8 protein-coding genes are annotated in these 15,773 nt (G+C 42.8%); all 8 read left to right on the top strand.

Annotated elements, in window-relative coordinates; all coding sequences use genetic code 11:
* Positions 1 to 77: 77 nt before the first annotated feature.
* Positions 78 to 518, top strand: a complete 441-nt coding sequence (gene adcR / locus NML75_RS08235) for a zinc-dependent transcriptional regulator AdcR (protein ID WP_004254011.1) — start codon at positions 78 to 80, stop codon at positions 516 to 518.
* Complete coding sequence (locus NML75_RS08230) at positions 518 to 1,222, top strand: metal ABC transporter ATP-binding protein (protein WP_004254010.1); 705 nt, start codon at positions 518 to 520, stop codon at positions 1,220 to 1,222. Before adcR ends, NML75_RS08230 begins: the two co-directional genes overlap by 1 nt.
* Positions 1,215 to 2,021, top strand: a complete 807-nt coding sequence (locus NML75_RS08225) for a metal ABC transporter permease (RefSeq protein ID WP_004254009.1) — start codon at positions 1,215 to 1,217, stop codon at positions 2,019 to 2,021. Before NML75_RS08230 ends, NML75_RS08225 begins: the two co-directional genes overlap by 8 nt.
* Before the next feature lie 9 nt (positions 2,022 to 2,030).
* Positions 2,031 to 3,533, top strand: coding sequence for a zinc ABC transporter substrate-binding protein AdcA (locus NML75_RS08220; protein ID WP_004254008.1), 1,503 nt, complete (start codon positions 2,031 to 2,033; stop codon positions 3,531 to 3,533).
* A gap of 130 nt (positions 3,534 to 3,663) precedes the next feature.
* Positions 3,664 to 4,518 (top strand): VOC family protein, encoded by an 855-nt coding sequence (locus NML75_RS08215; RefSeq protein WP_254804369.1) that lies wholly within the window; start codon positions 3,664 to 3,666, stop codon positions 4,516 to 4,518.
* A gap of 537 nt (positions 4,519 to 5,055) precedes the next feature.
* Complete coding sequence (gene rpoB, locus NML75_RS08210) at positions 5,056 to 8,652, top strand: DNA-directed RNA polymerase subunit beta (RefSeq protein ID WP_070678265.1); 3,597 nt, start codon at positions 5,056 to 5,058, stop codon at positions 8,650 to 8,652.
* 38 nt (positions 8,653 to 8,690) lie between these two features.
* Positions 8,691 to 12,338 (top strand): DNA-directed RNA polymerase subunit beta', encoded by a 3,648-nt coding sequence (gene rpoC, locus NML75_RS08205; RefSeq protein ID WP_004254004.1) that lies wholly within the window; start codon positions 8,691 to 8,693, stop codon positions 12,336 to 12,338.
* Positions 12,339 to 12,597: 259 nt separating this feature from the next.
* The coding region (locus NML75_RS08200) for a CshA/CshB family fibrillar adhesin-related protein (protein WP_254804368.1) at positions 12,598 to 15,773 on the top strand (3,176 nt) is incomplete at its 3' end.

Here is a 15,773-nt window from a genome sequence, read left to right as displayed (position 1 = left end):
TGATATACTTAACTAGTAAACAAACAGACTGAAAGTACTGTAATAATAGAAAAATTGTTTGAAGAAAGGGGCAAATCATGAGACAATTAGCAACAGAAATTGATCATTTTTTAAATGAAGTAATCCTGAAAGCTGAAAATCAGCATGAAATTTTGATTGGTCATTGCACGAGTGAAGTGGCCTTGACGAATACCCAGGAGCATATTCTTATGCTCTTATCAGAGGAGTCATTAACGAATTCGGAGTTGGCTCGCCGTCTCAATGTCAGTCAAGCAGCTGTCACCAAGGCCATTAAGTCCTTGATTAAAGAGGGGATGTTGGAGACATCCAAGGATCCTAAGGATGCAAGAGTGATCTTCTATCAATTGACAGACTTGGCACGACCAATCGCTGAAGAGCACCATCATCATCATGAGCACACCCTCTCGACTTATGAACAAGTTGCTAGTCAATTCTCGGCTGAGGAGCAAAAAATTATCCAGCGGTTTTTAACTGCTTTAGTAGGAGAAATCAAGTAATGAGATACATCACAGTAGAGGATTTGTCCTTCTATTATGACAAGGAACCTGTGCTTGAGCATATCAATTACAGTGTTGATAGTGGGGAATTTGTCACCCTCACTGGAGAAAATGGAGCCGCCAAGACGACTCTTATCAAGGCTAGTCTTGGTATTCTACAACCAAGATTTGGAAAAGTTACCATTTCAAAGACCAATACTCGTGGGACAAAACTAAGAATCGCCTACCTTCCTCAACAGATTGCCAGTTTTAATGCAGGCTTTCCAAGTACCGTTTATGAATTTGTCAAATCAGGTCGCTATCCAAGAAAAGGTTGGTTCCGTCGTCTAAATGCTCACGATGAGGAACATATCAAGGCTAGTTTAAACTCTGTTGGTATGTGGGAACATCGGGATAAACGCATTGGCTCCCTTTCTGGCGGGCAAAAGCAAAGGGCTGTTATCGCACGTATGTTTGCTTCAGATCCTGATATCTTTATCTTGGATGAGCCGACGACAGGGATGGATGCGGGAACCAAGGATGAGTTTTATGAACTCATGCACCACAGTGCCCACCATCATGGCAAGGCTGTTTTGATGATTACTCACGATCCTGAAGAAGTTAAGGACTACGCAGATCGTAATATTCACCTGGTCCGAGACCAAGATTCCCCATGGCGTTGCTTCAATGTCCATGAAAGTGACCAGGAGGTGGAGCATGTTTAATCTATTGTCTTATGATTTTATGCAGCGAGCCTTTTTGGCTGTTATTGCCATGAGTCTCTTTTCACCAGTTCTTGGGACCTTCCTAATCTTGCGTCGTCAAAGTCTTATGAGTGATACTTTGAGTCACGTCTCGCTTTCAGGGGTTGCCTTTGGCTTGGTTTTAGGAATTTCTCCGACCATTTCAACCATTGTGATTGTCTTGATTGCAGCGGTCTTCCTTGAATACCTACGTACGGTTTATAAAAGCTTTATGGAGATTGGGACAGCCATTCTCATGTCTACAGGCCTTGCAGTTTCACTTATTGTTATGAGTAAGGGTAAGAGCTCTAGCTCTATGAGTCTGGACCAATACCTTTTTGGTTCTATTGTGACTATTAGTCAAGAGCAGGTCATTGGTCTCTTTGTTATTGCAGCGGTTGTTTTAATCCTGACCTTCCTCTTTTTAAGACCTATGTATATTCTAACTTTTGATGAGGATACAGCTTTTGTCGATGGTCTTCCAGTGCGTACCATGTCTATTCTCTTTAACATGGTAACGGGTGTGGCTATTGCACTCATGATCCCAGCAGCGGGAGCGCTTTTGGTATCGACTATCATGGTCTTACCAGCAAGTATTGCTTTGCGTCTAGGTAAAAACTTTAGTTCTGTGATGATACTTGCTAGCGTCATTGGTTTTCTAGGCATGGTTGCGGGGCTTTATATTTCCTATTATGCAGAGACACCACCAAGTGCAAGTATCACCATTATCTTTGTAGTTGTCTTTTTAGTAGTCAGCTTACTCAAACGTTTTATCAAATAGGAGAAGAAAATGAAAAAACTAAGCCTACTTTTGGCAAGTCTTGTGACCTTATTCTTAGTCGCTTGCTCTAATCAAAAACAAGCAGACGGGAAATTAAATATCGTGACAACTTTCTACCCTGTCTACGAATTTACCAAGCAAGTAGCAGGGGATACAGCCAATGTCGAACTTTTAATCGGGGCTGGAACAGAGCCACATGAATATGAACCATCACCTAAGGCAGTCGCTAAAATCCAAGATGCTGATGCCTTTGTTTATGAGAATGAAAATATGGAAACTTGGGTTCCTAAACTTTTAGAATCTCTAGATGCAAAAAAAGTAAAAACCATTAAAGCTACTGGAGATATGTTGCTTCTTCCAGGAAGTGAAGAAGAGGAAGACCATGACCATGGTGAAGAAGGTCATCATCACGAGTATGACCCTCATGTATGGTTGTCTCCTGCGCGTGCCATTAAGCTTGTAGAGCACATCCGTGACAGTTTATCAGCTGACTATCCTGATAAAAAAGCAACCTTTGAGCAAAATGCAGCTGCCTATATCGAGAAATTGCAAGCTCTGGACAAGGCCTATACTGAAGGACTTTCTAGTGCAAAACAAAAGAGTTTTGTGACTCAGCACGCTGCCTTTCGTTATCTTGCCTTGGACTACGGACTCACTCAAGTCTCTATCTCTGGGCTTTCGCCAGATGCGGAACCCTCAGCAAGCCGCTTGGCAGAATTGACCGAGTACATCAAGAAAAACAAAATCTCTTATATCTACTTTGAAGAAAATGCTTCTCAAGCCCTAGCGAATACCCTCTCAAAAGAAACAGGAGTGAAGTTAGATGTTCTGAATCCTCTTGAAAGCTTGACCGAAGAGGACATGAAGGTTGGAGAAACCTATATCTCTATCATGGAGAAAAACCTCAAGGCACTCAAGCAAACAACTGATCAGGCAGGAGCAGAGATTGAACCAGAAAAGGCAGAGGAAACTAAAACCGTTCAAAATGGCTACTTTGAGGATGCAGATGTTAAGGACCGTACCCTGAGTGATTATGCTGGCAACTGGCAGTCAGTCTATCCTTTCCTTGAGGATGGGACTCTTGATCAAGTATTTGACTACAAGGCTAAATTGACTGGTAAGATGACCAAGGATGAATACAAAGCCTACTATCAAAAAGGTTACCAAACAGATGTAAACAAGATTAATATTGCAGATAATACTATGGAATTTATCCAAGGAGGCCAAAGTAAGCAATATACTTATAAGTATGTCGGCAAGAAAATCTTGACTTATAAGAAAGGGAATCGTGGAGTACGCTTCCTCTTTGAAGCGACTGATGCAGACGCCGGACAATTCAAGTATGTTCAGTTTAGCGACCACAATATTGCTCCGGTCAAGGCAGAACATTTCCATATCTTCTTTGGAGGCACTAGCCAAGAAGCCCTCTTTGAAGAGATGGACAACTGGCCAACCTACTATCCAGATGGCTTATCAGGTCAAGAGATTGCTCAAGAAATGTTGGCTCATTAAATCCAAACAATCCTTCCTACACGGGGAGGGTTTTTCTTGTGTTATCAGCGTTGAGCATCTGGATTGACATTGGCTGAGAAGGGAGTACAATAGATGTAATTAAAACAGTTACAACAAAGAGAGGTTTTCTATGGTTTACGAATATAATAGTCAGATTTATTTGGCTGAAGTAGCTTTAAATGTCAAGGACTTAGAAAGTCAGACAGCATTTTATCATCAGTTGCTTGGGTTGGAGATTTTGAATCAATCGGAAAATAAAGTTCTTTTAGGTGCCGGTGGGAAACCACTAGTTCGGCTAATTAAGACAGATGATACTAGCAATCCTAAGCAGAGCTACGGACTTTATCATATGGCCTTGCTCTTACCGAGCCGAGAAGACTTGGCTAATGTTTTTAAACACTTGCTCGGTTTAAAGATACCTCTAGTGGGTGGAGCGGACCATGGTTATAGCGAGGCTATCTATTTGGAAGATATAGAGGGCAATGGCATTGAACTCTACAGAGATAAACCTGTAACAGTATGGGATATTCGTGAGGATGGCCGTATTATTGGTGTGACAGAAGAACTCTCTGCTCAAGATATCTACCAACTAGGAAAAGAAATCGAGCCTTTTGTGATTGCAGAAGGCACTCGTATGGGCCATGTTCACCTATCTGTTAAGAATAGCCGAGAAGCGAGTACATTCTATCAAGAGTCTCTAGGTCTGGAGGATAAATTCACGATTCCACATGCCAGTTGGATCGCATCAGGGGCTTATCGCCATCATTTAGCTGTAAATGAATGGGGTGGCAAAAACTTAGTTCGACGTAAGCATGGAATGGTGGGGCTAGCCTACTATGTGGTTGAAGTTGAGAACAAAGAGGAGTTGTTGAAGGTTTTTGCTCAATCTCAAGGTAATGAGGTGATAATTCAGTGGCTTTCTTCTGCAGAATTTAGTATAACTGATAGCGATGGCATTGTGACGCGAGTTAGAGTGGGAAATTAAAAAAGAGCGGTTCAGTCTACTTTAGAAGTAGTTTGAACTGCTCTCTTTTTTATTCAGGTTTTTCGAGGATGAAAAGCTCTTTTGTTATGTACTTACTGTCCGTATATCCTAATTTTTCATAGCTAGCAATTAAGGGATTTATGTAACTATGAGATGAAGAAACTATAAGAAAAATTACAAAATTATGAAAATTACCTTTTCTGAAAACAATCCACAGCTATACTAAAGCAAGAAAAATCCTTCAAAGGACTTGAAAAATTAGAGAAAATCGGGTATAATATGAGTAATCATTTGTCGTAGGTTTTGTCTGAAATATTGTCCGGACAAGGCTCACAGCAGTTAAATCTCCTCAAAAAAGTCGGATTTAACTGCTCTTTTTGTGCTTTTTTTCGGTATTTTTTGCATCTGTAACAGAGATTTAAAGATTCTGAAAAATTAGTCAAGGGGGATAAGTTGATAGGGGTTTTAGAACCATTAAACGATAATTATTAGCTTAGGTGACTAAGCTTGGAACTTTATTTACAAAGGAGAATCATCTTGGCAGGACATGACGTTCAATACGGGAAACATCGTACCCGTCGTAGTTTTTCAAGAATCAAAGAAGTTCTTGACTTACCAAATTTGATTGAAATTCAAACTGATTCATTTAAAGATTTCCTAGACTATGGTCTGAAGGAAGTGTTTGAAGATGTATTGCCAATTTCAAACTTCACAGAAACAATGGAGTTGGAATTTGTTGGCTACGAAATCAAAGAACCTAAATATACGCTTGAAGAAGCTCGCATCCATGATGCTAGCTATTCAGCACCAATCTTTGTAACTTTCCGCTTGATTAACAAAGAAACTGGCGAAATCAAAACTCAAGAAGTCTTCTTTGGTGATTTCCCAATCATGACTGAGATGGGTACTTTCATCATTAACGGTGGTGAACGTATTATCGTATCACAGTTGGTGCGTTCTCCAGGTGTTTACTTTAATGATAAAGTAGACAAAAACGGTAAAGTGGGCTACGGTTCAACTGTAATCCCTAACCGTGGAGCTTGGTTGGAACTGGAAAGTGACTCAAAAGACATCGCCTACACTCGTATCGACCGTACACGTAAAATTCCATTTACGACTTTGGTTCGTGCTCTTGGTTTCTCAGGCGATGACGAAATCTTTGATATCTTTGGGGACAGCGAGTTGGTTCGCAACACTGTTGAAAAAGATATCCATAAAAACCCAATGGACTCTCGTACAGACGAAGCTTTGAAAGAAATTTATGAGCGTCTTCGTCCAGGTGAACCAAAAACTGCTGAGAGTTCACGTACCTTGCTTGTGGCTCGTTTCTTCGACCCACGTCGTTATGACTTGGCAGCTGTTGGACGCTACAAGATTAACAAGAAATTAAATATTAAAACTCGTTTGCTCAACCAAACAATCGCTGAACCATTGGTGGACCCTGAAACTGGTGAAATCTTAGTTGAAAAGGGTACTGTTATGACTCGCGATGTCATCGAGAGCATCGAAAGCCATTTAGATGGCGATTTGAACAAGATTGTCTACACTCCAAATGACTCAGCTGTTTTGACAGAACCAGTTGTTCTTCAAAAATTCAAGGTTGTGGCACCAACTGATCCAGACCGTGTTGTAACAATCATCGGAAATGCAAATCCAGATGATAAGGTTCGCACTATCACTCCGGCAGATATCCTTGCTGAGATGAGCTACTTCCTTAACTTGGCTGAAGGTATCGGTCGTATCGATGATATCGACCACCTCGGAAACCGTCGTATTCGTGCCGTTGGTGAATTGCTTGCTAACCAAGTACGTCTTGGACTTTCACGTATGGAACGTAATGTTCGTGAACGTATGTCTGTTCAAGATAACGAAGTATTGACACCTCAACAAATCATTAACATCCGTCCAGTGACTGCGGCGATCAAAGAATTCTTTGGTTCTTCACAATTGTCACAGTTCATGGACCAACACAACCCACTTTCTGAGCTGTCTCACAAACGTCGTTTGTCTGCCTTAGGGCCTGGTGGTTTGACACGTGACCGCGCTGGATATGAAGTGCGTGACGTGCACTACACTCACTATGGTCGTATGTGTCCAATCGAAACACCTGAAGGACCAAACATCGGTTTGATCAACAACTTGTCTTCATATGGACACCTCAACAAGTATGGTTTCATTCAAACACCATACCGTAAGGTTGACCGTGCAACTGGTAAAGTTACCAACGAAATTGTTTGGTTGACTGCCGATGAAGAAGATGAATACACAGTAGCTCAGGCTAACTCTAAATTGAACGCAGATGGAACTTTTGCTGAAAAAGTTGTCATGGGACGTCACCAAGGGGTTAACCAAGAATATCCAGCATCAAGCGTTGACTACATGGACGTTTCTCCTAAACAGGTAGTTGCCGTTGCGACAGCATGTATTCCTTTCTTGGAAAACGATGACTCCAACCGTGCCCTCATGGGTGCCAACATGCAACGTCAGGCTGTTCCGTTGATCGATCCTAAAGCGCCTTTCGTTGGTACTGGTATGGAATACCAAGCAGCCCATGACTCAGGAGCTGCAGTTATTGCACAACATGGTGGTAAGGTTACCTATGCGGATGCGGACAAAGTAGAAGTTCGCCGTGAAGATGGTTCCCTTGATGTTTACCACATCCAAAAATTCCGTCGTTCAAACTCAGGTACTGCTTATAACCAACGTACCCTTGTTCGAGTTGGCGATGTCATCGAAAAAGGTGACTTTATCGCTGATGGACCTTCTATGGAAAAAGGTGAAATGGCGCTTGGACAAAACCCAATCGTTGCCTACATGACATGGGAAGGGTACAACTTCGAGGATGCCGTTATCATGAGCGAACGCTTGGTGAAAGACGATGTTTACACATCAGTTCACCTCGAAGAATATGAATCAGAAACACGCGATACAAAGCTTGGGCCTGAAGAAATCACTCGTGAAATTCCAAACGTTGGTGAAGATGCCCTTAAAGACCTCGACGAAATGGGTATCATCCGTATCGGTGCTGAGGTTAAAGAAGGGGATATCCTTGTAGGTAAAGTCACACCTAAGGGTGAAAAAGACCTTTCTGCTGAAGAGCGTCTCTTGCACGCTATCTTCGGTGACAAATCTCGCGAAGTTCGTGATACTTCCCTTCGTGTACCACACGGTGCCGATGGTGTCGTTCGTGATGTTAAAATCTTTACACGTGCAAACGGTGATGAATTGCAATCTGGTGTTAACATGCTAGTTCGCGTATACATCGCACAAAAACGTAAGATTAAGGTCGGAGATAAGATGGCCGGACGTCACGGAAACAAAGGGGTTGTCTCTCGTATCGTTCCTGTAGAAGACATGCCTTACCTTCCAGACGGAACTCCAGTCGATATCATGTTGAACCCACTTGGGGTGCCATCACGTATGAATATCGGTCAGGTTATGGAACTTCACCTTGGTATGGCGGCTCGTACTCTTGGTATCCACATCGCAACGCCAGTCTTTGACGGAGCAAGTTCTGAAGATCTTTGGGACACTGTCAAAGAAGCAGGTATGGATAGCGACGCTAAGACTATCCTATACGATGGTCGTACTGGTGAACCATTTGATAACCGTGTGTCAGTTGGTGTCATGTACATGATCAAACTTCACCACATGGTTGATGATAAATTGCACGCTCGTTCAGTCGGACCATACTCAACCGTTACACAACAACCACTCGGAGGTAAAGCTCAGTTTGGTGGACAACGTTTCGGTGAGATGGAGGTTTGGGCGCTTGAAGCCTATGGTGCATCAAATGTTCTTCAAGAAATCTTGACTTACAAGTCTGACGATATCAACGGACGTTTGAAAGCTTATGAAGCTATTACAAAAGGAAAACCAATTCCAAAACCAGGTGTTCCAGAATCGTTCCGAGTTCTTGTAAAAGAATTGCAATCTCTTGGTCTTGACATGCGTGTCCTTGACGAAGACAATCAAGAAGTGGAACTTCGTGACCTTGATGAAGGAATGGACGAAGATGTCATCCACGTAGATGACCTTGAAAAAGCCCGCGAAAGAGCAGCTCAAGAGGCTAAAGCAGCCTTTGAAGCAGAAGAAAATGCAAAAGCGGAAGCAACAGAAGAAGCTGCTGAATAAGAATAAGCAGTTCACTTATAATAGAAAGGGAAGAAATAGTGGTTGATGTAAATCGTTTTAAAAGTATGCAAATCACACTAGCTTCTCCAAGTAAAGTCCGTTCATGGTCTTATGGAGAAGTCAAAAAACCTGAAACAATCAATTACCGTACGTTGAAACCAGAACGTGAAGGACTCTTTGACGAAGTGATCTTTGGTCCTACAAAAGACTGGGAATGTGCTTGTGGTAAATACAAACGCATTCGTTACAGAGGGATTGTTTGTGACCGTTGTGGTGTTGAAGTAACGCGTACAAAAGTTCGTCGTGAACGTATGGGGCACATCGAGTTAAAAGCTCCTGTATCTCATATCTGGTATTTCAAGGGGATTCCAAGCCGTATGGGCTTGACCCTTGACATGAGTCCTCGTGCCCTCGAGGAAGTTATCTACTTTGCTGCTTACGTGGTGATTGATCCAAAAGATACACCACTTGAGCACAAATCTATTATGACAGAGCGTGAATACCGTGAACGCTTGCGTGAATTTGGTCATGGTTCATTCGTTGCCAAAATGGGTGCCGAAGCGATCCAAGACCTCTTGAAACAAGTAGATCTTGAAAAAGAAATTGCTGAACTCAAAGAAGAGTTGAAAACAGCTACTGGACAAAAACGTGTGAAAGCTATCCGTCGTTTGGATGTTTTGGATGCTTTCCACAAGTCTGGAAACAAGCCTGAATGGATGGTTCTTAACATCCTTCCAGTTATTCCACCAGATCTTCGTCCAATGTTGCAGTTGGATGGTGGCCGTTTTGCCTCATCTGACTTGAACGACCTTTACCGTCGTGTTATTAACCGTAACAATCGTTTGGCTCGTTTGCTTGAGTTGAACGCGCCAGGTATCATCGTTCAAAATGAGAAGCGTATGCTTCAAGAAGCGGTTGACGCTTTGATTGACAATGGCCGTCGTGGTCGTCCGATCACAGGGCCAGGTAGCCGTCCGCTTAAATCATTGAGCCATATGCTCAAGGGGAAACAAGGACGCTTCCGTCAAAACTTGCTCGGTAAACGTGTTGACTTCTCAGGACGTTCCGTTATTGCCGTTGGTCCAACTCTTAAGATGTACCAATGTGGTGTGCCACGTGAAATGGCAATCGAGCTCTTTAAACCATTTGTCATGCGTGAAATCGTTGCGCGCGATATCGTTCAAAACGTTAAAGCGGCTAAACGCTTGGTAGAACGTGGAGATGAACGTATCTGGGATATCCTCGAAGAAGTTATCAAAGAACACCCAGTGCTTTTGAACCGCGCACCTACCCTTCACCGTTTGGGTATCCAAGCCTTTGAGCCAGTCTTGATTGACGGTAAAGCCCTTCGTTTGCACCCACTTGTCTGTGAAGCCTACAATGCCGACTTTGACGGGGACCAAATGGCCATCCACGTACCTCTTTCAGAAGAAGCCCAAGCAGAAGCTCGTATCTTGATGCTTGCTGCTGAGCATATCTTGAACCCTAAAGATGGTAAACCAGTTGTTACTCCATCTCAGGACATGGTTTTGGGTAACTACTACTTGACTATGGAAGAAGCTGGTCGTGAAGGCGAAGGTATGGTCTTCAAGGATCGTGACGAAGCTGTCATGGCTTACCGTAATGGTTATGTTCACCTCCACTCACGTGTTGGTATCGCAACAGATAGCCTTAACAAACCATGGACAGAAGAGCAAAAACACAAAATCTTGCTTACAACTGTAGGTAAAATCCTCTTCAACGATATCATGCCAGAAGGACTACCTTACTTGCAAGAGCCAACAAACGCTAACTTGACAGAAGGTGTCCCGGCTAAGTACTTCTTGCCATTAGGTGGAAATATCAAGGAAGCTATTGAAGGGCTTGAACTCAACCCACCATTCAAGAAGAAAAACCTTGGAAATATCATCGCTGAAATCTTCAAACGTTTCCGTACGACAGAAACATCTGCCCTACTTGACCGTATGAAGAACCTCGGTTACCACCATTCAACTCTTGCAGGTTTGACAGTGGGTATTGCTGATATTCCAGTCGTTGAAGACAAGGCTGAAATCATCGAAGAATCACACAAACGTGTAGAACAAATCACAAAACAATTCCGTCGTGGTATGATCACAGACGATGAGCGCTACAATGCTGTTACAGCTGAATGGCGTGCTGCCCGTGAAAAACTCGAGAAACGTTTGGTTGCCAACCAAGATCCTAAGAACCCTATCGTTATGATGATGGACTCTGGAGCCCGTGGTAACATCTCAAACTTCTCACAGCTTGCCGGTATGCGTGGTCTGATGGCTGCTCCGAACGGACGTATCATGGAATTGCCAATCCTTTCAAACTTCCGCGAAGGTTTGTCAGTACTTGAGATGTTCTTCTCAACTCACGGTGCCCGTAAAGGTATGACCGATACGGCCCTTAAGACAGCCGACTCAGGTTACTTGACTCGTCGTTTGGTTGACGTTGCCCAAGACGTTATCATTCGTGAGGATGACTGTGGAACTGACCGTGGTCTCTTGATCCGTTCTATTACTGAAGGTAAAGAGATGATTGAGTCTCTAGAAGAACGTCTCAATGGTCGTTACACTAAGAAAACTGTTAAACATCCAGAAACTGGTGCAGTTATTATCGGTCCAAATGAATTGATTACAGAAGACAAGGCGCGTGAAATCGTCAATGCTGGTGTTGAAGAAGTGACTATCCGCTCAGTATTTACATGTAACACTCGTCATGGTGTTTGCCGTCACTGTTACGGTATCAACTTAGCGACTGGTGATGCGGTTGAAGTTGGTGAAGCAGTTGGTACAATCGCTGCCCAATCTATCGGGGAACCTGGTACACAGCTTACAATGCGTACCTTCCACACGGGTGGTGTTGCCTCAAATACCGATATCACTCAGGGTCTTCCTCGTGTCCAAGAAATCTTTGAAGCCCGCAATCCTAAAGGGGAAGCGGTCATCACAGAAGTCAAAGGGGAAGTTACAGCAATCGAAGAAGATGCTTCAACTCGTACTAAGAAAGTCTTCGTTAAAGGTGAAACTGGCGAAGGCGAATACGTGGTACCATTCACAGCACGTATGCGTGTAGAGGTTGGCGATCAAATCTCTCGTGGTGCAGCATTGACAGAAGGTTCTATCCAACCAAAACGTCTCCTTGCTGTACGTGATGTCTTGTCAGTTGAAACTTACCTCCTCGGTGAAGTACAAAAAGTTTACCGTAGCCAAGGGGTAGAAATCGGTGACAAACACATCGAGGTAATGGTTCGTCAAATGATCCGCAAAGTTCGTGTCATGGATCCAGGGGATACAGACCTTCTTATGGGTACTCTCATGGATATCAACGACTTTACAGATGCCAACAAAGATGTTCTTATCGCAGGTGGTGTTCCAGCAACTGGTCGCCCAGTCCTTATGGGAATTACCAAAGCCTCACTTGAAACAAATAGTTTCTTGTCAGCAGCTTCCTTCCAGGAAACAACTCGTGTCCTTACAGACGCAGCTATCCGTGGTAAGAAAGACCATCTCCTTGGTCTCAAGGAAAATGTTATCATCGGTAAGATCATCCCAGCTGGTACTGGTATGGCTCGCTACCGTAACCTTGAACCACAAGCAGTCAACGAAGAATCCCTCCTTGCAGATTCACAAGAAGAGCAAGTAGATGCCCAAGTCGAGACTGTTGAAACAAGTGAATAAACCTATTTATCCAAAAGAGGGGCAATTCCCTCTTTTGGTGTGTATAGGAAATGAAATCGTAATGTATATTTTCTTGAAATAATAGTAAAAAAATGGAATAAATGTATATTGATTTCAACTTTCAAAACAATGAGCATAATGCTTGGTTTTTAAGTACAATAGTGCTAAAATAGGAGCGTTGCATGTTTGGGATTTTGTAAAAAACAATGCATAAATTATAACAATATATACACTCCCGAAAGGGTAATGGAGGTAAATCATGAAAAATGATCTGTTTAACGACCGAATTAGTCGATTCTCGATCCGTAAGCTTCATGTAGGAGTTTGCTCGGTCTTACTCGGAACGTTGGTAATGCTCGGAACTGCTACAGGTGTCGGAGCTGATGAAGTAACTGAAGAAAAACAAGCTGACGGAGTTGCAGCTACAACAGAAGTAGAGAAAACTGAAGCTCCTGTAACTACAGAAGCAGCACCTGCTAAAGAAGTAACTTATAAAGCAGAAGCAGCACCTGCAGTTTCTACTGAAGTAAAACCGGAGCTAAATAGCGACAAATTGGCAGCTTACGTTGCTGAAATTGAAGCAAACGTGGCAAATGGTAAATACAGCAACAAGACAGACGAGAGCGTTGAAATTCTTAAGGTAGGTCTTGCTAATGCTAAAAATGCACTTACTTCTGCTACAAGCCAAGCTGAACTTGACGCAGCTTACCAATCACTTGTAACTATTGTCAATTCTAAGCTTAAAAACAAAGAAAAAGCTGTAGCCGAAGAAAAAGTAGCAGCTACTGAAAAGACAGAAGCCACTACAGGTAAGCCTGCAGAAAACACTAAGCCAGCTGAAGGTACTAACGCAATCGCAAATACAGGGAAAAACGACCCTCGTAATGGTAAAGAGATTGACAAAAACACAGCCTTCCGTGCAGATACAGCGACAGCTACTGGTGTAGGAGCAGACGTTGTCGATGCAACTTCAACTCCAAAGGTTGAAAAACCAGGATATACAACAGACCTTGACGCAAAATCTTTGACTAGCCAGATTACATGGTTGGACTTTGGAGATGTAGCCAACTGGACAGGAACCACTACGACATTAGTACCTGCCGCCGAAACTAAACCAACTGAAAACTTACAAGAGAAAATGGCTCTTCAAGTTGGAGCTACCTATACTAAGGAAATCATGCCTGGATATGTGGTGACCATCAAAGTTAAGTCTTTGAAACCCTTCCAAGCAACTGAAATCTATAAGAAGCGACTAGAAAGCCAAGGAGCTACTGACGCAGAAAAAGCAACCTATGATCCAAATGCTCGAAACGGTTTTGTCAATAATTCAAGTTCACCTACTTCTAAGTTACATTTCAATAACGGTGATGAGGCCATGATTACCGCAGAGCCTCAAAATGGTTATACCGAAGTTAAACATGAAGGAATTGATACCAAAGCCAAGAAGACAACCATTGCTTCAGCGATAAATGGTGGAAATATTGGTGTGCAATTTGAAATTTCTGCCACCTTCCGTGGTAAAGTTGTTAAACCGGCTATTGTAATGGCTGATGGTGAGTCTGCCAACCCTGGTGAATTTGTTATGTTCACTACCAACGGACAAGGTTGGCAACATCTTGGAGAATGGAAAAAAGATTATAGAAGATATAGTGTACCGTACATGATACAAGATACGGATAATCTTTTTGGCCCTAACCCTACGACTACTATTAATGGTAAATCATTCTACGGAATTAACCTTAACCAACTTCGCGGGTCTAATCAAGTTGGCCCAGATAAGAAACCAGTCGCTTGGAAGTATTTTGGGAACCCTGACCAAGTAACTGGTGGTCTTGGGACTGGTGTCTTTGGGCCAAATATTTCTGCAGGCGATTCCTCTGTTCCCCTTGTTATGACGCGTGGAGCATCTGAAGTGGGACTTTACATCGCTTCGGGTGGTAAACAGTCTGCTATGCTAGGGTTCTTCCCACTTGATGAAGGGGATGCTCCTGAGTCATACGGTAAGGCAGTTCATACCATTGCAACTGTTGACGGTGTTACTGGAGCTAAAGTAAATCAACCGTATCTTGGTAATGTGAGCCCAGATATGGATGAAAACACTACTCAAGACTGGTTCGGTGATGATAAGGCAACTACGGCCGATGAAGGAATTAACCAATTGCTTCCAGATGAACTCAAAGGTACAACCAATGAGATGATTAAGATGGATCGTACCAAACCAGGCAACTATAAGATGTCAATTCAAGCTCATACGGATGGAGCTTCAGAAGCACATATCTATGGTTGGGTAGACTTTAACCAAAATGGTAAATTCGATGAGGATGAACGCTCAAATCTCGCTACAATCACACAAGATGGCACTGTTGAGTTGACCTTTGCAAACAGCAAGACTTACGTCGACCCAAGCGTTAAAGAGTTAGGTGCTCGTGTTCGTATCGCTAAGAAAGCGAACGAGATCGAAAGCCCAACTGGCATGGCCTTCTCAGGTGAAGTAGAAGACTTCAAGACTCAAATCACCCACCCACCAAAAGGAGAATTTAAGGAAACAAGTGGCCCTCAAGGTACGAAACAATCAGCAACTGTAACCTTTACAGCACGTGGAGAACATAAGTTTGAACGTGATTCTACTGCTATTATTGATGAAACTGTAGAACCATACATTGTTGACAAAGATGGCAACCGAGCAACCCTTGACGCAGACGGTTACTATGTCGTTCAAGGACAAGGTAAGTACAAGATTACTGCTAAAGGTAAAGATGTAGATGTTGAGTTTATTCCTGAGGACAACTTCCTAGGAACAGCTGATGGTATCTCTATCCGTCGTTCAGATAATAATGGTTATGATACTGGTTGGTCAACAAAATTCCCAGACCAAGAAGCAAACGTTAATGGTCAGTTGAATACCATGGATGGTCTTTACATCCCAACAGTTACTCCGATTGAAATCGAAGGGGTTGACAAAACATCTAAAGATATTCAAGGTGCAACTCAAAAAGAAACACCTACCTTTAATACAACAGCTTCTAACTCAGCTGGTGATAAGATTGTTATTGCTCCAAGCACGGACTATCCTGCTAAGTTGGTAGATCCAGCAACAGGTCTTACTACTGATGCGACATCTGTAACAGTAGCAGGAGAAGGGACTTACACTATTAATCCTACAACTGGTGAAGTAACCTTCACTCCAGAACCAAGCTTTACTGGTACAGCCAAAGGTGTGGAAGTTACATTGTCAGCGCCAGTTGGACGAAATAAAGACGGTCAGATTCAAAAAGAGTACATTAAGACTGCTACAGCTAAGTACACACCAACTGTAGTAGGAGTAACACCAACTGCAACACCAGCAGAAACAAAAGATATTCAAGGTGCAACTCAAACAGGTAAGCCTGAATTCAAGGGTGGTACAGTTGAAGTTAACGGTTTTGAGAAGACTGT

It is taken from the genome of Streptococcus sp. CF4-3 (genome assembly GCF_024295385.1).
GTDB lineage: Bacteria > Bacillota > Bacilli > Lactobacillales > Streptococcaceae > Streptococcus > Streptococcus infantis_I.
The sequence above is the reverse complement of the archived record's forward strand: the minus strand, read 5'-3'. Positions and strand labels throughout refer to the sequence as shown.

Bases quoted from the DNA above. Each gene is read 5' to 3' on its own strand.
- NML75_RS08220 (WP_004254008.1), top strand. From the start codon at position 2,031: ATGAAAAAACTAAGCCTACTTTTGGCAAGTCTTGTGACCTTATTCTTA.
- NML75_RS08230 (WP_004254010.1), top strand. From the start codon at position 518: ATGAGATACATCACAGTAGAGGATTTGTCCTTCTATTATGACAAGGAA.
- NML75_RS08225 (WP_004254009.1), top strand. From the start codon at position 1,215: ATGTTTAATCTATTGTCTTATGATTTTATGCAGCGAGCCTTTTTGGCT.
- NML75_RS08215 (WP_254804369.1), top strand. From the start codon at position 3,664: ATGGTTTACGAATATAATAGTCAGATTTATTTGGCTGAAGTAGCTTTA.
- adcR (WP_004254011.1), top strand. From the start codon at position 78: ATGAGACAATTAGCAACAGAAATTGATCATTTTTTAAATGAAGTAATC.